The organism is Streptomyces rimosus (assembly GCF_008704655.1).
In the GTDB taxonomy this organism is placed as follows: Bacteria; Actinomycetota; Actinomycetes; order Streptomycetales; family Streptomycetaceae; genus Streptomyces; species Streptomyces rimosus.
This window is the reverse complement of the sequence record NZ_CP023688.1, coordinates 9204407-9221609: the sequence shown is the minus strand read 5'-3', so window position 1 is coordinate 9221609 and position 17203 is coordinate 9204407. Positions and strand designations below refer to the sequence as shown.

General features: G+C 69.2%; 20 protein-coding genes and 1 pseudogene. 9 read left to right on the top strand and 12 right to left on the bottom strand.

Features of this window, described 5'->3' with window-relative positions; translation table 11 throughout:
- Positions 1-141: 141 nt before the first annotated feature.
- The 3 genes and pseudogenes from CP984_RS42475 to CP984_RS40260 all read right to left on the bottom strand — a co-directional run bounded on the left by CP984_RS42475 (position 142) and on the right by CP984_RS40260 (position 1297).
- Positions 142-387, bottom strand: coding sequence for a hypothetical protein (locus CP984_RS42475; protein ID WP_030182177.1), 246 nt, complete (start codon positions 385-387; stop codon positions 142-144).
- A gap of 169 nt (positions 388-556) precedes the next feature.
- Positions 557-823, bottom strand: a pseudogene (locus CP984_RS42470) (DUF4158 domain-containing protein); the annotation flags it as partial.
- A gap of 210 nt (positions 824-1033) precedes the next feature.
- Positions 1034-1297 carry a hypothetical protein gene (locus CP984_RS40260; protein WP_003979200.1) on the bottom strand — a complete coding sequence of 88 codons (264 nt, stop codon included), beginning with the start codon at positions 1295-1297 and terminating at the stop codon, positions 1034-1036.
- A 350-nt stretch (positions 1298-1647) separates the two neighbouring features.
- Between CP984_RS40260 and CP984_RS40255 the strand changes: the two genes are divergently transcribed.
- Together CP984_RS40255 and CP984_RS40250 are read left to right on the top strand one after the other, a co-directional pair.
- The gene (locus CP984_RS40255) at positions 1648-1962 is read left to right on the top strand and encodes a hypothetical protein (RefSeq protein ID WP_003979199.1); all 315 of its coding nucleotides are present in this window, start codon (positions 1648-1650) and stop codon (positions 1960-1962) included.
- A gap of 268 nt (positions 1963-2230) precedes the next feature.
- Entirely contained in the window at positions 2231-2749 is a 519-nt protein-coding gene (locus CP984_RS40250; protein ID WP_003979198.1) for a lytic polysaccharide monooxygenase auxiliary activity family 9 protein, read from the top strand.
- Positions 2750-2912: 163 nt separating this feature from the next.
- Here CP984_RS40250 and CP984_RS40245 read toward each other — a convergent pair whose 3' ends face one another.
- The 3 genes from CP984_RS40245 to CP984_RS40235 all read right to left on the bottom strand — a co-directional run bounded on the left by CP984_RS40245 (position 2913) and on the right by CP984_RS40235 (position 5095).
- A complete protein-coding gene (locus CP984_RS40245) occupies positions 2913-3902 on the bottom strand; it encodes a PI-PLC domain-containing protein (protein ID WP_030182182.1) in 990 nt (329 codons plus the stop codon).
- Positions 3903-4182: 280 nt separating this feature from the next.
- On the bottom strand, positions 4183-4554 hold the full coding sequence (locus CP984_RS40240) for an EamA family transporter (RefSeq protein WP_003979196.1): 372 nt from the start codon (positions 4552-4554) through the stop codon (positions 4183-4185).
- Between the two features lie 76 nt (positions 4555-4630).
- Positions 4631-5095, bottom strand: a complete 465-nt coding sequence (locus CP984_RS40235; RefSeq protein WP_030182184.1) for a winged helix-turn-helix transcriptional regulator — start codon at positions 5093-5095, stop codon at positions 4631-4633.
- A 191-nt stretch (positions 5096-5286) separates the two neighbouring features.
- Here CP984_RS40235 and CP984_RS40230 point away from each other — a divergent pair, with 191 nt between their 5' ends.
- The 4 genes from CP984_RS40230 (at position 5287) to CP984_RS40215 (ending at position 9820) form a co-directional block, all read left to right on the top strand.
- Positions 5287-6642, top strand: a complete 1356-nt coding sequence (locus tag CP984_RS40230) for an MFS transporter (protein WP_003979194.1) — start codon at positions 5287-5289, stop codon at positions 6640-6642.
- A 129-nt stretch (positions 6643-6771) separates the two neighbouring features.
- Entirely contained in the window at positions 6772-7662 is an 891-nt protein-coding gene (locus CP984_RS40225) for an AraC family transcriptional regulator (RefSeq protein WP_003979193.1), read from the top strand.
- Between the two features lie 60 nt (positions 7663-7722).
- The gene (locus tag CP984_RS40220; protein ID WP_078587020.1) at positions 7723-8967 is read left to right on the top strand and encodes an epoxide hydrolase family protein; all 1245 of its coding nucleotides are present in this window, start codon (positions 7723-7725) and stop codon (positions 8965-8967) included.
- A 157-nt stretch (positions 8968-9124) separates the two neighbouring features.
- Positions 9125-9820: a DUF4232 domain-containing protein gene (locus tag CP984_RS40215; RefSeq protein WP_032920061.1), complete on the top strand. Its 696-nt coding sequence runs from the start codon at positions 9125-9127 to the stop codon at positions 9818-9820.
- A gap of 57 nt (positions 9821-9877) precedes the next feature.
- Here the strand turns inward: CP984_RS40215 and CP984_RS40210 are convergent, their stop codons facing one another.
- On the bottom strand, positions 9878-10198 hold the full coding sequence (locus CP984_RS40210) for a hypothetical protein (RefSeq protein ID WP_078587022.1): 321 nt from the start codon (positions 10196-10198) through the stop codon (positions 9878-9880).
- Between the two features lie 118 nt (positions 10199-10316).
- On the bottom strand, positions 10317-11117 hold the full coding sequence (locus CP984_RS40205) for an inositol monophosphatase family protein (protein WP_003979188.1): 801 nt from the start codon (positions 11115-11117) through the stop codon (positions 10317-10319).
- A gap of 123 nt (positions 11118-11240) precedes the next feature.
- Between CP984_RS40205 and CP984_RS40200 the strand changes: the two genes are divergently transcribed.
- Positions 11241-11807 (top strand): GNAT family N-acetyltransferase, encoded by a 567-nt coding sequence (locus CP984_RS40200; protein WP_003979187.1) that lies wholly within the window; start codon positions 11241-11243, stop codon positions 11805-11807.
- 62 nt (positions 11808-11869) lie between these two features.
- Here the strand turns inward: CP984_RS40200 and CP984_RS40195 are convergent, their stop codons facing one another.
- Entirely contained in the window at positions 11870-12406 is a 537-nt protein-coding gene (locus tag CP984_RS40195; RefSeq protein WP_030182192.1) for a hypothetical protein, read from the bottom strand.
- A 171-nt stretch (positions 12407-12577) separates the two neighbouring features.
- Here CP984_RS40195 and CP984_RS40190 point away from each other — a divergent pair, with 171 nt between their 5' ends.
- Positions 12578-13858: a serine hydrolase domain-containing protein gene (locus tag CP984_RS40190; RefSeq protein WP_100246448.1), complete on the top strand. Its 1281-nt coding sequence runs from the start codon at positions 12578-12580 to the stop codon at positions 13856-13858.
- Positions 13859-13926: 68 nt separating this feature from the next.
- On the opposite strand, the gene CP984_RS40185 is transcribed toward CP984_RS40190, so the two are convergent.
- Entirely contained in the window at positions 13927-14394 is a 468-nt protein-coding gene (locus tag CP984_RS40185) for a cupin domain-containing protein (protein WP_003979184.1), read from the bottom strand.
- A 177-nt stretch (positions 14395-14571) separates the two neighbouring features.
- Positions 14572-15435: an SDR family NAD(P)-dependent oxidoreductase gene (locus CP984_RS40180; RefSeq protein ID WP_003979183.1), complete on the bottom strand. Its 864-nt coding sequence runs from the start codon at positions 15433-15435 to the stop codon at positions 14572-14574.
- A gap of 58 nt (positions 15436-15493) precedes the next feature.
- Between CP984_RS40180 and CP984_RS40175 the strand changes: the two genes are divergently transcribed.
- Entirely contained in the window at positions 15494-16240 is a 747-nt protein-coding gene (locus tag CP984_RS40175) for a TetR/AcrR family transcriptional regulator (protein WP_003979182.1), read from the top strand.
- Between the two features lie 160 nt (positions 16241-16400).
- On the opposite strand, the gene CP984_RS40170 is transcribed toward CP984_RS40175, so the two are convergent.
- Positions 16401-17006, bottom strand: a complete 606-nt coding sequence (locus CP984_RS40170) for a hypothetical protein (RefSeq protein ID WP_003979181.1) — start codon at positions 17004-17006, stop codon at positions 16401-16403.
- Positions 17007-17203 lie beyond the last annotated feature (197 nt).

The following is a 17203-nucleotide window of genomic DNA, read 5'->3' as shown; positions in this document are numbered from 1 at the left end:
TGAGCCAGGTGATGCCGCGCTTGAACCGAAGTACTTCGGCACGGCGCCGCGCTGACGGTGCGGACGGGAACGACGAACCCCAGCCTGTCCACCGAGACGAGCAGCCCGGCGCCCCAGACGGTACGCGCCGATCTCGTCCACTCACTCCAGCGGGCGGGCGAACGACGACCCCGTCGGCGGCCGGCGCAGCCGCTCCAGCTCCGAGAACCGGGAGCTCTCCGGCGTCTTCAGCGTCGCCACCAGGTCACTGGGCAGCACCAGGCCCGCACGGCGTGCGGCCCCCGCGACGGTGGCGTACAGCCGCTTGTCCGCGACCTTCAGCACTTCCAACACCTGCCGGGCCAGCACGCTCATCCCCGGCAGCAGCACCCGGTGCGGCGCAGCCATCCCACCGCGTGATCGAACAACGCCTTCGGGCCCTCGGCGTGCGTCCACGCCCGCCCGTGCAGGAACGTACGGAACAGCCTGCCCCACTCGGCGCCCTCGGAAGGGCGGAATCGTAGGCGTCTCGGATCTCCCACGCGTGGTCGTACAGCGTCCGACGCCGTTCGGTGTACCGCCTGACCGCCGACGGGTCCTTGAGGCCAAGCTGCGCAGCCAGCTGCTTGACCACCGGCCACGGCGCCGCGAGCGGGTCCTCCAAGAAGAGGCCGACGTACCGCACCGTGCACATCTGCAGCGCGAAGCCGAGCTGGTGTCGCTTCGTCCGCCACAGAGCGGCCAAGTCCCGGCCCACGTCGTCCAGGAAAAAGAACCGCTCCAGCTCGGGCCTCGTCGGCTCCTCGGCGAACGTCCCGTGCGCCTCAGCTTGTTCATCGCTCAGAATCCCACCGGCACGAGTCGGACCGTAGCCAGCCCCGGCGCAGGCCCGGAGGCATTTCGCCGACGAGAAGCGCCGCCTCGACCACGATCTTTCATCGGAACCACGGGGTCCTGCTTTCCCTTCCAGCGCTTCTCATAGGAAGCAAGCCGCGGTACATGGCGTACGGCGAAATCGAGGATTTCGCATATCCGGTCGCTGAGGTACCTGCCGTCAGCGACGGTGCCCGCCGGCGAACCGGCGAGCACCTGACCCTGGCTGGGCAAGGTCGCTCCGCACGCTCTCCGCCACCGCGTCGGAAGCGTCCGCGGGCTGCTGCGGGTTCCCCTCGGTCACGAGACCGTACTCGTTGCAGCACAGGATGTGGAGGTTCGGGTCCTCGGGCCCGCCCGACAGAGCCGCCTCCTGCACCTCCGCCAGCTGCCCGAGGGTCACTCCTCCGTTGATGACACCCGCTTCGATGAGCCCCGAGACCATCTCGGCGACCTCGCGGTGCGTCAGGCTCTCCTTCCTGTTCCTCCTTTGTCGTCGGTGTTCCTCCTGCGTTGTTTGTTTGTTGCGGCCGACACCATCGGATAGCCCGAGCGGTGAGATCCAGGTGCTGTGACAAAGTTTGCAAACGGAATCGCGTTTTCATCTCAAGGTGGCGATCTCCGATCAGGAGAGGCTCTCCGAGCGCGGCAGTACCGCGGAGGTTTGACGCCCACCCGTTCTGCTGCCGTGGTTGACCACCAATTTCCACCCCTTGATTGACGTGCTCACCCTCCCGGCGCGAGTTGAATACCGCCATGCCGGACAGAAGTCCGCTGATCACAGCAGGGGGAAACATGCGACTGAAGATTGCCATGCCTGTCATCGCGGCGACGGCCGCACTCATCGCCGGCGGCGCCACCGCGGCTCCGGCCTCCGCCGCGCCTGCGGCCCCGACGGCGTCCTATCAGGCGAAGGCCACGTGTCAGACCTGGACGGACGGGGTCACCGCCGGAGTCTCGTGCAACACCTCGCGGAAGTATTACGCGTGGGCCAAGTGCAAGAACGGCTCCACCGTGTACGGCGCGCGGAAGAACAACCGCAAGTGGTCCTACGCGTACTGCAGCAGTGTCGCCTCCTCCGTCCGCACCTACGGTTACGCGTGGGTGTAAGCGGCTGCGCGGTGCCGGGGAGACGCCGGAGGGCTCGGGTAGGGCTTGGCGGCGGGGGCCGCAGCACTCCCGTTTGACCGCGTACGGTCATTCGCTATGGTCTGGACTAATGGCGGTTGGGAGTCCGAGTCGCCGATCCCTTCCCGAGCGCACATCGGCCTCCGCGTCCGCCCCGCACCGCGACTCGACAACGGCCGCCGCCGACCGCACCCGGCGCTTGTGGCAACCGGCTCCATCCCTACGCGGCGGCCCACCGGGAGGAGTTGGCATGCACCCGAAGAGGAAGCTGACCACCGTCATCGCCGTGGGCGTCGCGCCGCTCATCGCCGTGAGCCTGCCGGCCGACACGGCCGACGCCCACGGCTGGGTCACCTCGCCCGCCAGCCGACAGGACCAGTGCTTCGCGGGAACCGTCGCATGCGGCCCCATCAAGTGGGAACCGGATGCCGTCGAGGGGCCCAAGGGTCTGAAGAACTGCAGCGGCGGCAACGCGCAGTTCGCCGACCTCGATGACGACAGGAAGGGCTGGCAGGTGCATGACGTCAACGCATCGGAGACGTTCACCTGGCAGCTGACCGCGCAGCACAGCACGAGTACCTGGCAGTACTTCGTCGGCAACCAGAAGGTGGCCGAGTTCGACCAGGGCGGCGCGCAGCCACCCCAGTTCGTCAAGCACCGCGTGAACTTCGGCTCCGTCCGGGGCAGGCAGAAGGTTCTGGCGGTCTGGAACATCGCCGACACCGACAACGCGTTCTACGCCTGCATCGATGTGAACGTACGCGGCTGACTGGCTGACCTGTCCGGCCGGGAGGCCAGGCCGGTCCGACGGCCAGGCCGGCCCGGAGGGTCGCGCCGAGCCAGGCCGTCGCAAGGAAAAGCCGTCGGCCGGTCCCCCGGCCGACGGCTTGAGAGGGCGCGGAGGTGGTACGCCCCCGGCCCGCCCCTATTCACTACTTGAACAGACGGTCACCGCTGTTGGCCATGCGATGGGTGGTGCCGTGACGGTTCACCCAGTCGCGGATGGCGTTGATGGCGTTGGCGCACTGCCAGCTGTTGTCGTACTCGCGCTCTCCGGTGGAGTTGGCGTAACCCGCGATGATGCCGTCCACACGCGCGTCGCCCAGCAGCTTGTCGACGTACCACGGATCGTTGTAGGTGGTCGTCCAGGACAGCGTGGCCGCGAGCTGGCCGGCGGCACGGTCCGCGGCGCCCTTCTTCAGTTCCGCGCACGTGTTCCAGCTGGCTTCCGTGCAGTTGCCGAACCCGTTGGAGATCTTGTTGTCCCCGTAGTCCATCACCCGGCGGCCGTTCGGGAACCCGGAACCGAACCGGTCGTAGGCGCTGCGCACCGCGTCGCGGGAACCGGTCGTGGTGATGCCCTCCAGCTTGCCGAGCTTGCCCGCCAGGCTCTGCCAGCCCCGGCCGCCGACGTCGGGCGTGTTGCCGCCGTGGTACTCGAAGAAGCCGTAGAGGACCTGGATCCCGGCGGCCGTCAGCCGCTGCGCCTTGTCGCGCAGTCCGGCGACGCTGCACGTACGGTTCGGCGCTTCTCCGCAGTAGTTCGGGTCCTTGATGTCGAGCCAGACCAGCGACAGCCGGCGCCCCGCGTTGGCGTTGGCGAGGATGCGGTCGATCATGCTGTCGAAGCTGGGGCCCCGCCGGTTCTCACCGGCCGAGGAGCAGTCGTGATAGGCGCGCCATTCGTTCGGGTTCCACCAGGCACAGACGTCGATCTCGATGCCGTTGGCGCCGTGGTTGAGCGCGGCGTCCACGCCATCCAGGGTGTCGACCCGGTGCGCGATGGCGTAGATCGCGTGGCGCTGGTCGGCTGCTGCCGCCGGGGTGGTACCGAGCGCGGTGACACCGATGATCCCGCACAGGGCCGTCAACAGTGCCAGTACCCTCCGCGGGCCGGCGACATGGTGAAGGTGAGTGGTCAAGGAAGGTACTCCTTTATGTCGGTGTCCTGAAGCGGACAGCCGATCTCACCAACTGCATGCTGCCATGTGATAGAAGCAAACGGGCCAACTGTCGGTACGAAGGGCTACTCGCGGTGCTCTTGTGGCGATACGAGAGATGGCTGACCGTATCTGTTGAACGCTACGGGCGGCTGCGTTGCGGCGGGTGGCGGGTGGCCGCCGATGCGGGCCAGGCGCTTGCCGTACGCCGTATGAGCTGCCCAGCTGATCGATCAGCAGGCCCCACCGGTTACGGAGTGGATCAGCTCGTCAGCTGACCATGATCGGCCTCACCGATATGTCCCGTACCGTCCGCTGCGCCGGCTGCACCAGCCGTACTGGCCGTACTGATGGCCTCCAAGGCCAGTGCCAGTTGAGGGTCCCTGGGTTCCGCCGCGGACCGCGTGCGGGCGACGGATAGGCAGGCCGCGGCCAGTCCGCCCATGAGCAGCAAGCTGCCGAGGAGGGCGTTGGGAGTGAGGTGCTCGTGCAGGACGAAGACGCCGAGGATGGATGCCGCGAGAGGTTCGGCAAGGCTGAGAGTGCCCACGGTCGCCGCGCTGGTGGAGGGGACCCCGGCGGAGAACAGCCAGTACGCCAAGGCGATGGACGACGCCCGGAAACGGCCCGTCACCCACCCAGCGGACCGCTTCGCAGCGCAGCTCGGGCGCTCAGGCTCGCCTCCCGGCTCCGGGCCCCGTCGAGGTCTGCTACTCAGCGCTCTCCGGCTCCCGCACCTTCTCCACGACCGTGTCCTCCGGCTCTACGAGCCGTCCGTCCGCCGCCCGGATCTGTAGACGGCGCAGCGGGCTGTTGGTCCGGCTGTCCAGGAGGCGGGAGTGGTCCTCGTCGGGAGTGAAGCACTGGTCCTCGCCCCACTGGCGCAGGGCGACGATCACCGGGAACAAGGCGCGGCCCTTGTCGGTGAGGACGTACTCGCGATGGGACCCGCCGTCCGGTGCGGGTACGCCGCGCAGCACCCCGGCCTTCTCCAGCGCGCGCAGCCGTGCCGCCAGGATGTTCTTGGCGATGCCGAGGCTGCGCTGGAACTCGCCGAAGCGGCGGCTGCCGTCGAAGGCGTCCCGCACGATCAATAGCGACCACCAATCGCCAATGGCGTTCACCGACCGGGCGACAGGGCACGGATCGGTGTCGAAACGCGTGCGGGCGACCATGCGCGGCTCCTCCCTCTTCCCATTCTCTCTTCCAATGTCCCGGCCCTTCCCCGGCCCTCTTCGGGGATCAACTTCGCGGACCTCCAAGACTGGTTGCAACATGCTACCCCGCACGGCTACTGTCACGCCGGTAGCAAGTTGCAACCGTGCGCGTGGACGGAACGAACGGTACGAGCGAGAGGTGTGTCGATATGGCGATCCAGTGCTCCGGCGCGGGCAGCGGCCCCAGCGGAACCGATGGCAATGGGCTTAGCACGGCTGGCAGTTCCGAGGCCCAGGCCACGGCATTACCGTCGGACGCGCCTCCGCCCACCCGGCTCGTACCCCTGCTCGCCCTCGCCTGCGGCAGCTCCGTCGCCACCGTCTACTTCGCCCAGCCCCTGCTGGTGACCCTCGGCGAGCGGTTCGCGCTCGGCTCCGGGCTGCTCGGCGCGATCGTCACCGTGACGCAGCTCGGATACGCCATCGGCCTGTTGACGCTCGTACCGCTCGGCGACCTGCTCGACCACCGGCGACTGATCACCGGTCAGCTCGGGCTGCTGGCACTCGCGCTACTGGCCGCCGGGCTGGCGCCGGGCGTGGCGGCGCTGCTCGGCGCGCTCGCCGTGGTCGGTCTGCTCGCCGTGGTCGCCCAGACGATGGTCGCGGCGGCTGCGGCCCTGACCCCGCCCGCCCGCCGCGGCCGAGCCGTCGGTACGGTCACCGGCGGCATCGTCACCGGGATCTTGCTGGCCCGCGCCGCCGCCGGCGCCCTCGCCGACCTCGCCGGCTGGCGGGCGGTCTACCTGGCGGCCGCGGGCATCATCGCCGTACTGACCTTGCTGGTACGTCGTGCCCTGCCCCGAGTTCGGGTACGTCACGGTCTGCCCCCGGGCGCGCCGTCCGCCAAGGCGCCCAAGGCGTCGTACGGGCGGCTGGTGGCCTCGACGGTCACCCTGTTCGCCCGCCATCCGCTGCTACGGATCCGGGGCGCGCTTGCCCTGCTGGTGTTCGCGGCCTTCAGCACGCTGTGGAGCGGCATGGCGCAGCCCCTGAGCAATCCGCCGTGGTCGCTGTCGCACACCGCGATCGGCGCGTTCGGGCTCGCCGGGGCGGCCGGGGCCGTCGCTGCCGGAGTGGCCGGGCGCTGGAACGACCGGGGGCTCGCCCAGCGGACGACCGGCGTCGGACTCGCCGTGCTGGCGCTGTCCTGGCTCCCGATCGCTCTGACCGGGCAATCACTGTGGGCGCTGGCGATCGGCGCCGTCCTGCTGGACTTCGCCGTGCAGGCCGTCCACGTCACCAACCAGACCTTGATCCACGCTGTCCGGCCCGACGCGGGCAGCAGGATCATCGGCGGCTACATGGTCTTCTACTCGGCGGGCAGCAGCCTCGGCGCCCTCGGCTCCTCCCTCGCCTACGCGACAGCGGGCTGGCCGGCCGTGACGGTCCTCGGGGCCTCGTTCAGCCTCGCCGCCCTGCTTCTGTGGGCGACGACCCGGCGTATGGGGGCGCCTGGTGGCGGCTTGGGGAGTGAGGGGGCGGGGGCTGTACGCGCAGAGCGATGAGCTGCGCTCGGGTTGGTTCCCGTACGGCTCCAGCAACCTCGCCTCGTACCGCGGACGGCGAGCGCACCGATCCCCCGCCCCGCCCCCTCCGCCCGTTCAGGAGCTCCGCCCCTCCATTACTCTCGGCCCATGGTGTTCGATTCCGCTCATTTCGATCTCCAGCCCTACGCCGGATTCGACATGGACGCGTACGTCCGGCGGACGCATTGCAGCTGGGAGGACGCCGGCTGGCAGTCGTTGCTCGTCCAGCGGTTCCACCACGTCCCGGTGGTCGAGGACATGGAGTTGCCGGCCGCGGCGGACCTCCACCTGGTGCTGCCCGTGGGGGGCCGGGCCGAGATGGAGACGCGGGCCGGGGGTCGGTGGCACCGCCACGTATGGGCGCCGGGCCGGCTCGAACTGGGGGTTCCCGACCGGGCGGCCCTCCGCCGCTATCGCGGGGACGGGCCGTTGCGCAGCGTGCAGGTGCACATCCCGCGCGGCACCGTCGAACGGGCAGTGGAGCAATTGGGCAGCCGTACGGTGGACTACGAAGCCATGGCGGCCTCCGTGGCCGCCGGGGACCCGCTCCTGGTGGAGGCGGTTCGCGCCGTCGGATCGGCGGAGGAGACCGGGGACCTGTACGCCGAAGCCTCGGCCGCCTTCCTCGCCGTACACCTGCTCACCCGTCATTCCCGGGCGCCGGGCCGGCAGGTGCCCGCGCGGGAGGATGCACGCGTCCGCACGGCGATCGCGCTGATGCGTGACCGGCTGGCCGAACCGCTCACGCTGGCCGACATCGCGGACGAGGTGCATCTGAGCGTCTTCCATTTCGTACGCGTATTCCGCCGGGCCACGGGAGAAACGCCCCACCGATACCTCATTCACCTGCGCATCGAAGAGGCGAAACGCCTGCTGCGGGACACCGACCTCACGGTCGCCCGGATCGCGCCGCTCTGCGGATTCGCCGACCCCGGCACCTTCTCGACGGCGTTCGCGCGCCATACCGGAACTCGCCCCTCCGCGTACCGCAATTCCTGACCTCTTCGCGGCAATTCCAGCCATGGGCCCGGGCAGTAACCCGTACCTAGGGTTTCGCTCATGTCTGAAAACACGGCGACACCACCCGCAAACGTGCAGGGCAAGCAGATCGGACAGGCCGAGCCGGACGAACGAATCGAGCCCTACCCCATCCGCATCCCCGACCGCGAACTGGCGCTCCTTCGATCCCGTCTCGACGAGGTCCGGCTCCCCGAGCCCGAAACGGTTCCCGACGCGACACAGGGCCTCGAACTCGACCGGCTGAGGACATTGCTGGACACCTGGCGCCGGCACGACTGGCGGGCCACGGAAGCCCGCTGGAACGCCATTCCTCATTACCGCGCCCGCCTCGACGGCCTGGGCATCGCGTTCTGGCACGTACGCTCGCCCGAGCCCACGGCGCTCCCCTTGGTGCTGACCCACGGCTGGCCGGGCTCCGTACTCGAATTCGAGAGCGTCCTCGGGCCGCTCACCGATCCCGTCGGTTACGGCGGTTCGGCCGCCGACGCCTTCCATGTGGTCGTACCGGCGCTGCCGGGATTCGGGTTCAGCGAGCGTCCGCGCGAGCGCGGCTGGCAGCCCGCCCGTACGGCACGGGCGTGGGCCGAGTTGATGACCGCGCTGGGCTACGAGCGGTTCGGCGCGCATGGTGGGGACTGGGGCGCGTACGTCAGCACCGAACTGGCGCGCCAGGTGCCCGAGCGCGTCGCCGGACTGCACCTGACGATGCCGCTCGCCTCTCCCCTGCCGGAGGACCGCGACACGCCGACCCCGGCGGAGCAGCGCATGCTGGAGCGGCGCGACACCCACCTCGCGGACGGCTACGGCTTCGGGATGATCATGGCTACGCGTCCGCAGACGCTCGGCTACTCCCTGCTCGACTCCCCCGCCGGCCTGGCGGCGTGGCTCGGCGAGAAGTTCGCCGCCTACGCCGACACCCGGCCGGAGGCAGGTGGCGGGGTGAGCCTGACACGACAAGTCGAGAACATCGCCCTGTACTGGCTGACCGGGACCGGCGCCTCCAGCGCCCGCTGGTACTGGGAGACCATGCGCTGGGTGCCCCGCAGCGCCGAAGAGGAGAACGCGCAGCCGGTGACGACACCCACCGCCTGCTCACTGTTCCCCGCCGAGCCGTGGCCGACCGCCCGGCGCTGGGCCGAGCGCCGCTACCGCGACCTCCGCTCGTGGCACGAGATGGACCGCGGCGGCCACTTCCCCGGCCTGGAACAGCCTGACCTGCTGGTCTCCGAAATCCGGGCCGCGTTCCAGCACGCGCGACAGCGCACCGACGGTCTCGCGCGGTGACGGCTTCTACAGTCCCGGCCCGTCGGCGCATGCCCTCGGGGGGCTGTACGGGTGTCAGCCGGGCGTTGGCGGAGCGGCGTCCTCGTGCTGGCGGGCCCGGACAAAGTGAACGACATATCGAGCAGACAGCGACACCAACTGTCCTGGGGGATCCGAAATGAGCTCCAGCGCCACCGCCCGTACGGCCCTTCGCCGTACGTTCCGTATCGCGGCCGCGGTCGCGGGTCTGGCTCTGACCGCCTGCTCCGGGTCGGACGCTGCCGGTACGAGGGCTGCGGACCGGCCGGATACGGGGGTGGCCGACGCGGACCCCGGGGGCGCGGCCTCCCCCACCGCAGGGCAGGACTTCAGCGATGAGGTCGAGGCCAAGGCCGGGTCCGCGGGCGAGCCGACGGCCGGAGCGCGCGCCGGGGCCGGTGGTCCCGGCGGTCAGCGCTGCCACACCTCGGACCTCAAGGCGGCCTTCGCCACCGGCGAGGACGCGGTCCCCGACCCGAACGCGAGCGGCGGGACGACCACCAGCATCGTGCTGACCAACAAGAGCAGCCACACCTGCAAGATCGGCGGCTTTCCCGGTGTGGACCTCCGGCCGGACGCCGGCGGCCCCAGCTGGTCGCTCGCCCGCTCCTCCGCCAAGCACGGCTCGATCACCCTGGGCCCCGGCGACAGCACCGACTTCACCCTCAACCTCGGCATGGCCAAGAACAACGAAGAAGGCTCCTGGAAACCCCAAACGGTCGCCGTCACCCCGCCCAACGAGACCACCGCGCTCACCCTGAAATGGCCCTGGGGACCCCTCATTCACCAGGACGGCGCCACCCACCCCACCACGTTCGTCAACCCCATCGGCTGACCGTGACCCGGCTCCCCCTCACTGGGATTCGCCGGGCTGAAATACGAAGCGGCAGTGCTAAGCGGCGTCGGCTTCGTCGAGGAGCCGATGCAGTACGGCGGCCTCCTCGCGCAGCCGCGCCGCCCGAGCGGCATGTGCGGGAGCCGTCAATTGCGCTGCCACCGCGAGTCGTTCATCGGCCTCCGACCGCACGATGTCAACGACATGGCTTTCACTGAGCTCTCGTCGCGCCACTTCGGTGGCACCGGCCCCGACCGGCAACTGCTCAATGGCCAGGCCGCGTGTCTCGGAGGCATCCGCAGGTACCGCCTCGGCGTTGTCCAGTGCGGCAAGCGTTGAGCGCAGGGCACTCACCGCGGTCTTGTCACGGGCGCTCATGGCTTCCCGTAGGGCTTGACGCATTCGAGGACGCAAAGACATGAGGGTGACCTTATGTACGTATCGCCGGGACCACAACGGAATTACCCCGGCGCCACACCAGCCATCAGCTCCAGCCTCATCTGCATCTGCGCATCATCGACATCAACAGCCCATGGGTCTCGTCGTCGGCCGCGGCGACAAGCCCACGGCCCGCCTCACCGATCGGGGCACCGTCGATCCCGGTGACAACGCAGCCGGCAGCCCGGCACACGGCGATCCCGGCCGCGAAATGCACGCTCTCGGAGAGATTGCCGCCGTCGGTGACGTACGCGGCACGCTTGCCGGCAGCGACCCAGGCCAGCGCCAGCGTCGTGGAGACGACGCGCGGCCGGAAATAGTCGATGAACCCGGGGTGGGCCAGCAGATCCACGGCCCGGAATTCGGGCGCGCTCGGAAAAGGCGGATCCAGGTTGACATCCACCAGTCGGGAAGCGGGCGTGGGCGTAAGCAGTGCGTCGTCGGCCCCGTCATGCCGCACCCAGGCGGCCTTCCCGTCGGTGAAGAAGACCTCGCCACTGAACGGATCGGCCACCGCCGCCGCCCCATCACGCAGCGCCACGTTGACGGCCACCAGCATGTTGCCGACGGCGTAATTCAACGTGCCACACAGCGGATCCACCAACCACTGACGCACAGCCTCGGCAGCACCCTGCTGCCCGCCTTCCTCCCCGAGGATCGCGTCATCGGGCCGTGCGGCACGGATGACACCGAGAATGGCCTTCTCGGCCTCCACATCTGCGGTGGTGGCAAAGTCCCCCGCGCCCTTGTCGATACGGCTGAGCCGCCGGCCGTACATGGCGCGGACCACGTCCGCGCCGGCCCGCGCCCCGGCTATCGCGACTGCGGCATCGTCGGAATTTGCGTATGAGTCGACCATGCCGCGCAGACTATCGAGGCGCGGCTATCACCAAGCGAACTTTCCGTAGGCAGCAGTAGTTTGCCGTAGTTGGTCAGTATTGGTGCTCGGCCGGAGCAGGGGTGACTGGGTAGGCTCACGATCATGGATACCAGCGAGAGGGCCAGTGGGCCGGTCATTTTGGACGCGATGGAGCTGACGTCCGATCCCGGCCTTGCAGAGCGGTTCGCGGAGTCGGCCCATCGAATTCTGGCGGACCTGGTTCGCGGAGGCGCTGCGCTCGGCTGGGTCGAACCGCCTTCACGCCGCGAGGTGCAGGATCTCTTCCGCGATGTCTTTCGTGCGGTGCAGGACGGAGACGGGGCACTACGCGCCGCTTATGTCGACCGTCGGCTCGTCGGGCTGGGTTACTGGATGCGCTACGCCCGCCCGACCCACCGGCCGCACGCCGATCTGGAGAAGATCGCGGTGGCCGCCTCCGCGCATGGACGTGGCGTCGGCCGCGCGCTGACCGCTGCCTTGATCTGTGACGCCCGGCGGGCGGGTATCGAGGTCCTCACCCTGGACGCCCGCGGCGACAACGACAGCGCCCTGCATCTCTACCGGTCATTGGGTTTCACCGAATACGGCAGGCTGCCCGACTTCGTCGCCGTCGGCGAGCACCGCTATGACAAAGTCTTCTGCATGCTGGACTTCCGACGGCAAGGCTGACGCCGGGCACGGCGGTGAGGTGCCCCATTACGGCGACCGGCCACTCCGCATTCCCCATTCCACTACCCTTCGTCCTTGACCTCCAGCGCCTGTCTCGCCTGACCGATGAACGCGACATAGGCATCACGGAATTCCAGATACGCGGCGTCGTATGCGTTTCTCGGCTCGGGATTCTCCGCACCGATGAGTGCTTTGAGCAGCGGCTGTACGCGTCGCGCCCTCTGCCGTACCTGCTCCGCCGCTGCGGAAACCTCGGCCGGGCCGTCGAGCCGGACCTCGTGGGTCGCCTTGTTCATGTTCCCGATGGCCGGGCCGATGCGTTCGTACATCTCGGTCAGGAGCCGGTCCTTGCTTCCACGGTCACGCGCCGCGTCGACCTCGTCGATCTGCCAGGTGACCTCGGAGAAGGCGTGTGCGCAGCGCATCATTTCCCGGTACGTGGACCGCCGTCGGTCGCGCTGCTCGCGAAGGGCCTCTGCCATCGTCGTCGTCCGTGCTTGGGCCAGCGCCGCGCGCGAGGTGGCCCGCGCGGTGATGTAGCTGGCTCCGAGGGCGGTCAATGCCGTGAGGACGCCGACCCATAGTCCGCTGTTCGCCATGATCGAAGAGTCTGCCAGCTGGGGGTGCGGCCAGGAAACGGTCCGCCGCACAAGACACTTCCCCAGGCGGCGATTATGCTCGGCCGACTGTTGCTCACCGAGTCGCACGCGGCCCGCGCGGCGGGAGGGGCGACGCTTTCGCCGAGTATCGCGCGCAGTTGGGGATTGCGTATGCACAGCCGCACCGTCCGATCCGGCGCACGTCGCGTCCGCGCCCGTTTGCGTGCGTACGCAGCTATGGCGGCGTCCCTCGCCCTTGGCGTAACCGCCCTGGCGGGACCAGCGCACGCCACAGGAGTCGGCCACCACCCGCCCGTCCGGCACCAGTTGACGCAGGAGGCCCTGGACCGGCTGGTGACGAAGGCCGGTCTGCCCGGCGTGGCTGCTCTCGCCCGGGATCAGAACGGAACCTGGAGCGGTACGGCCGGGGTCGCCGACCTCGACACCGGCCGCGAGCGCGTAGCCGCCGACCACTTCCGGGCCGCCAGCGTCACCAAGACGTTCCTCGCCACCGTCATGCTGCAACTGGAGGCCGAGGGCGCGCTCCGCCTCGACGACAGCGTGGAGCGGTGGCTGCCGGGCGTGATTCGCGGCAACGGCAACGACGGCCGTCGCATTTCCGTACGTCAATTACTTCAGCAGACCAGCGGACTGTTCAATTTCGCCGAGGACCCCGAGCTGAGGAAGCTTTACGCGGGCGCGGGTTTCCTCGATCACCGTTATGACACCTTCGCTCCCGAAGATGTGCTGAAGGCCGTGCTACGGCACCGGCCACTGTTCGAACCGGGCAGCGGTTGGGCGTATTCCAACACCAATTACCTAGTCGCCGGAATGATCGTCGACAAGGTGACCGGGCACTCCTACCGTGACGAGATCGAGCGCCGCATCCTGCGCCCGCTACGATTGGGCGAGACGTATTTCCCCGGCACCGACCCCAGCCTGCCTGCCCCACACCCCATCGCGTACTCGAAGCTCTACGTGCAGGCTCCGCACGCCGAAGTTCACGACGCGACGGAATACAACACCACCATGTGGGCCGGCTCCGCAGACCTGGTATCCACCACCGGGGACCTCAAGCACTTCCTGACCGCGCTGCTGCACGGAGACCTGCTGCCGCCGACGCAGATGCGCGCCATGCTGCAGTCGGCACACGTGCCGGAAGGGGCCCTCTTCAACCGGTACGGACTCGGCCTCATGGGCCGCGACCTGTCCTGTGGGATCACGGTCTGGGGCCACGACGGGAGTCTGCACGGTTCCCTCACGCACGTTTCCGGCACCGTGGGCAGCCGGCATGTGCTCGCCTTCAACATCAATGGCGACTGGCTGACTCAGCAGACGGCACAGAATTACCAGGACGTCATGGAGGCGGAATTCTGCGGCAGGAAACCCGGCACGACTTCCCCGAGGAAGTACACCGGGCTTCCCGCCTCAGACATGACGCGGCCGCATTGATCCCCACCCGGCCCGTCACGAGCCCTGCGACGTGCGCCTTACGCCCGTTTCCCCTAAGCCCGCTTCGTCTACGCGGGAGGTGGCGGAGCGTCGTGGAGCACCACTCCGTACTGCTCCAGAATGCCGACGTGCTCCGCGTCGCTGCGCGCGTCGGCGGGGCCGATCGAATGGAAGTAGCCCTCAATGGCGCCGGGGTTGTTGATGACGAGAACCTCTGCCGTCGGCGTGACGGCCTGGAACGTGTGAGGGACCAGCCTGGGCCCGTAGACGTAGGCGCCCGGCTCGGCGTCGCGTACCTCGCACTCGGCGAGTGAGGCCGAGCCGACCCAGAACCGGACGCGGCCGGCCAGGACCACCCAGCTCTCGTCCTCCCGGCTGTGGGTGTGCAGGGGCGGTGCGTCCCCGCGCCCCACGGTGAGACGCATGACGGTGACCGCTCCGTGCGTCTCGGCACTGGTCACGACCTGCTCGATCACGCTCTTGTAGTAGCGGAAATCCGGCCCGTCCCCCGGGTTCCGCACGAGGGCAATGCTCATGTGAGGTCCTTCCGACGCGCGGCCACACGTCGGCGGCCGGCTCACCGGAGACGCATTGATTTATCGTTCAAGCGTTGCATGCGGCGAGGGCCCCGGCCATACACCGAAAGGAGTTGGCTTGTTCTCACCCACCTCCAGGCAGCGCGCCCTCTCCCAGCCACGAGAGAGACGGCCGGCCTACGCAACGCCCTCCGGCAGCCCGACGGGGTACTCCGCGCCGAAATCGGCGGAGACGGAGACGGCCTGCCAGGCTTCGGCCTCGGCGATCTGCTGCCGCGAGTGGTCGAGCGCCATCCTGGCCGCGGTCTCGCCAAGGAGCAGGTGGGTGGGGAGGTGGTCACGCTTGACCACGCGTACGAGGATTTCAGCCGCGCGGTCCGGGTCGCCGGCGGTCCGGCTGCCGCGGGCCCGGTCCGTGAAGGCGCCGACAGTCGCCTCGTACTCCGGCGGGACGTCCTGGATGTCCATGGACGCACCGGCCCAGTCGGTGGCGAAACCGCTGGGCTCGACGACCAGGTAACGGATGCCGAACGGCGCGGTCTCGGTGGTGAGTACGCGGGTGAGGCCGTCGATCGCGAACTTGGCCGCCTGATAGGAGCCCAGGCCGGCGCTGCCGCCCACCCGGCCGCCGATGGAGGAGAACTGGACGACGATGCCGCCACCCTGCGCCTTCAGCAGGGGCAGCGCCGCCTTGGAGACGTTGTACACGCCCCAGAAGTTTGTCTCGAACTGGCGGCGGAAGTCGTCCTCCGGGGCCGTTTCGACCGGGGCGACGTTCGCGTAGCCGGCGTTGTTGACGATCACATCGATGCGGCCGAAGCGGTTATGGGCGGCGTCGAGCGCGGCCGCGGCCGCCGCGGCGTCGGTCACGTCGAGCGCGACCGGGAGGACCTTGTCGCCGAACCGCTCGACCAGGTCGGCGAGTTGCTCCGGTTTGCGAGCGGTGGCGACAACCTGGTCGCCTGCCTCCAGGGCGGCGACTGCGAGGGAGCGGCCGAAGCCGCGGGACGAACCGGTGATGAACCACGTCTGGGTTGCCATGGCGATAGCAAAACACGGTTGCGTTAATAGTGCAACCTGGTTGCGTTAGGATGCCCGTATGGCCAGCCGCAGTCAGTCCACGAGAGCCCGCAGCCCCGAGGCCAAACGCGCCCGCGAGGCCACGATCCTCGCCGCGGCAACCCGTCTGGCCACCGCGAACGGCATCCGATCGGTGACCTTGACCGACATCGCCGCCGAGGTCGGCATGCACAAGTCGGCGATGCTGCGCTACTTCGAGACCCGCGAAGAGATCTTCCTGCGCCTGGCTGCCGCCGGGTGGGTGGAGTGGTCGCAGGCGGTACGCACGCAGCTCGCCGACGCGACGCCCGGCGCGGACGGCGAGGACGCGGCGAGCGCCGCCGACGCCGCGAATGACGCAAGCACCGCGAATGCCATGAACAGCGTGGGCCACGAGTCGCGCCCGCACGCGGTCGCCGCCCTGCTGGCCGAGTCGCTGGTGGCGCGGCCCCTGTTCTGCGACCTGCTCGCGCACACGCCGATGAACCTGGAGCGCAACGTCTCGCTGGAGAGCGTACGGGCCTTCAAACTGACCGCGATCGCCGAGGTCACGGCCGCGGGCGACGCACTGCGCCGAGTGGTCGCGCTGAGCCCCGCCCAGGCCGGCAACGTCGTCGCCACGGCTACGTCGATGGCCGGAGCACTGTGGCAAATGGCCGCCCCGGGCACCGAACTCCGCCGCCTGTACGAGTCGGACCCGCACCTCGCCCACGCCGTCGTCGACGTGGCCCCCCGGCTGACGGACATCTTGGGCGGGCTGCTTCGGGGCTACGGGGCCGACGGCTAGTTCGGGTGGGCGAGGACCAAGCGGGCACGGGGCGCGGGCGGGCGGCATGGGTGCGCCCGGTGGAGCCCGTATAGGGAGGTACCTCTTCGCTAGGCCCCCAGGGACCGCAACCCGCTCAGCTCAGCCCCGCACCTCCACCACCGACACCACAAGCAATGGCTCAGCGATACGGGCTCCAGCGGCCGAAGCGGGCCATCAGCCTCCGGGCCTCGTCCTTATTCAGCCCCAGTGCCGCGGCGGCCTGCTCGGGGCTCGTGTCCCGCCTGGCATCGTGGGCCGGCCAGTACCCGGCCTGTACGGCGGTCACCTCCAACAGGCGCGCTGCCCGCAGAGCCGCCAGCGGCGAGGTTTTCGCCAGCTGCTCGATCTCCTCCCCCAGTTGGGTCAGCAAAGTGGTGACCGTCTCCGGAAGCAGGATGGCCGACCATTCCACCTCTTCGGTGTGGCCGTCCCAGTCCTCCATGCAGGCGTCCGCCGCGCCCGCGCCCGCCTCGGCCAGCTTCTGTTCGCCGATCTCGTCCCAGTCCAGCGCGTGTTCTTCACCGGTCCAGCCGCAGGAACACACCGCGCGCAGCGCGGCCGCCCGTGGGACGCGCGTGAAGCGGCCGTCATAGACATTCCATTGCGAAACGCTCGGCCCGCCCGCACCGGAACCGCTGTCGAAGTAGACCGGGCCCGGTACGGTCCCGTCGGCCAGGAGCACACCGACCGCGCCTTCGTGCGAGGTCCCGAACTCCTCCGTCGTCCACGTCTCCCGCTCGCCCATGGGCAACCTTCCCGCCGTTCCGACCACGCCCGAACGCGCCCGTGCGCCAGACCCTCGCGCACAAGGCGCCGAGACGACCATGCCTCAATTCTGGAGAGCCGCACTACCGGATTCGCCAAAGCGGTGAAGATACCTCCGCCCCGGAAGCCCGTCAGCCGCTCCTGTAGAACTCCTATCGGAATTCCTTCAGGCCGGAG

Excerpts from the sequence above, each read along its gene's own strand:
- CP984_RS42475 (WP_030182177.1), bottom strand. The coding sequence starts at position 387 with ATGGCTGCGCCGCACCGGGTGCTGCTGCCGGGGATGAGCGTGCTGGCC.
- CP984_RS40260 (WP_003979200.1), bottom strand. The coding sequence starts at position 1,297 with ATGGTCTCGGGGCTCATCGAAGCGGGTGTCATCAACGGAGGAGTGACC.
- CP984_RS40255 (WP_003979199.1), top strand. The coding sequence starts at position 1,648 with ATGCGACTGAAGATTGCCATGCCTGTCATCGCGGCGACGGCCGCACTC.
- CP984_RS40250 (WP_003979198.1), top strand. The coding sequence starts at position 2,231 with ATGCACCCGAAGAGGAAGCTGACCACCGTCATCGCCGTGGGCGTCGCG.
- CP984_RS40235 (WP_030182184.1), bottom strand. The coding sequence starts at position 5,095 with ATGGTCGCCCGCACGCGTTTCGACACCGATCCGTGCCCTGTCGCCCGG.
- CP984_RS40230 (WP_003979194.1), top strand. The coding sequence starts at position 5,287 with ATGGCGATCCAGTGCTCCGGCGCGGGCAGCGGCCCCAGCGGAACCGAT.
- CP984_RS40225 (WP_003979193.1), top strand. The coding sequence starts at position 6,772 with ATGGTGTTCGATTCCGCTCATTTCGATCTCCAGCCCTACGCCGGATTC.
- CP984_RS40220 (WP_078587020.1), top strand. The coding sequence starts at position 7,723 with ATGTCTGAAAACACGGCGACACCACCCGCAAACGTGCAGGGCAAGCAG.
- CP984_RS40215 (WP_032920061.1), top strand. The coding sequence starts at position 9,125 with ATGAGCTCCAGCGCCACCGCCCGTACGGCCCTTCGCCGTACGTTCCGT.
- CP984_RS40210 (WP_078587022.1), bottom strand. The coding sequence starts at position 10,198 with ATGAGCGCCCGTGACAAGACCGCGGTGAGTGCCCTGCGCTCAACGCTT.
- CP984_RS40205 (WP_003979188.1), bottom strand. The coding sequence starts at position 11,117 with ATGGTCGACTCATACGCAAATTCCGACGATGCCGCAGTCGCGATAGCC.
- CP984_RS40200 (WP_003979187.1), top strand. The coding sequence starts at position 11,241 with ATGGATACCAGCGAGAGGGCCAGTGGGCCGGTCATTTTGGACGCGATG.
- CP984_RS40195 (WP_030182192.1), bottom strand. The coding sequence starts at position 12,406 with ATGGCGAACAGCGGACTATGGGTCGGCGTCCTCACGGCATTGACCGCC.
- CP984_RS40190 (WP_100246448.1), top strand. The coding sequence starts at position 12,578 with ATGCACAGCCGCACCGTCCGATCCGGCGCACGTCGCGTCCGCGCCCGT.
- CP984_RS40185 (WP_003979184.1), bottom strand. The coding sequence starts at position 14,394 with ATGAGCATTGCCCTCGTGCGGAACCCGGGGGACGGGCCGGATTTCCGC.
- CP984_RS40180 (WP_003979183.1), bottom strand. The coding sequence starts at position 15,435 with ATGGCAACCCAGACGTGGTTCATCACCGGTTCGTCCCGCGGCTTCGGC.
- CP984_RS40175 (WP_003979182.1), top strand. The coding sequence starts at position 15,494 with ATGGCCAGCCGCAGTCAGTCCACGAGAGCCCGCAGCCCCGAGGCCAAA.
- CP984_RS40170 (WP_003979181.1), bottom strand. The coding sequence starts at position 17,006 with ATGGGCGAGCGGGAGACGTGGACGACGGAGGAGTTCGGGACCTCGCAC.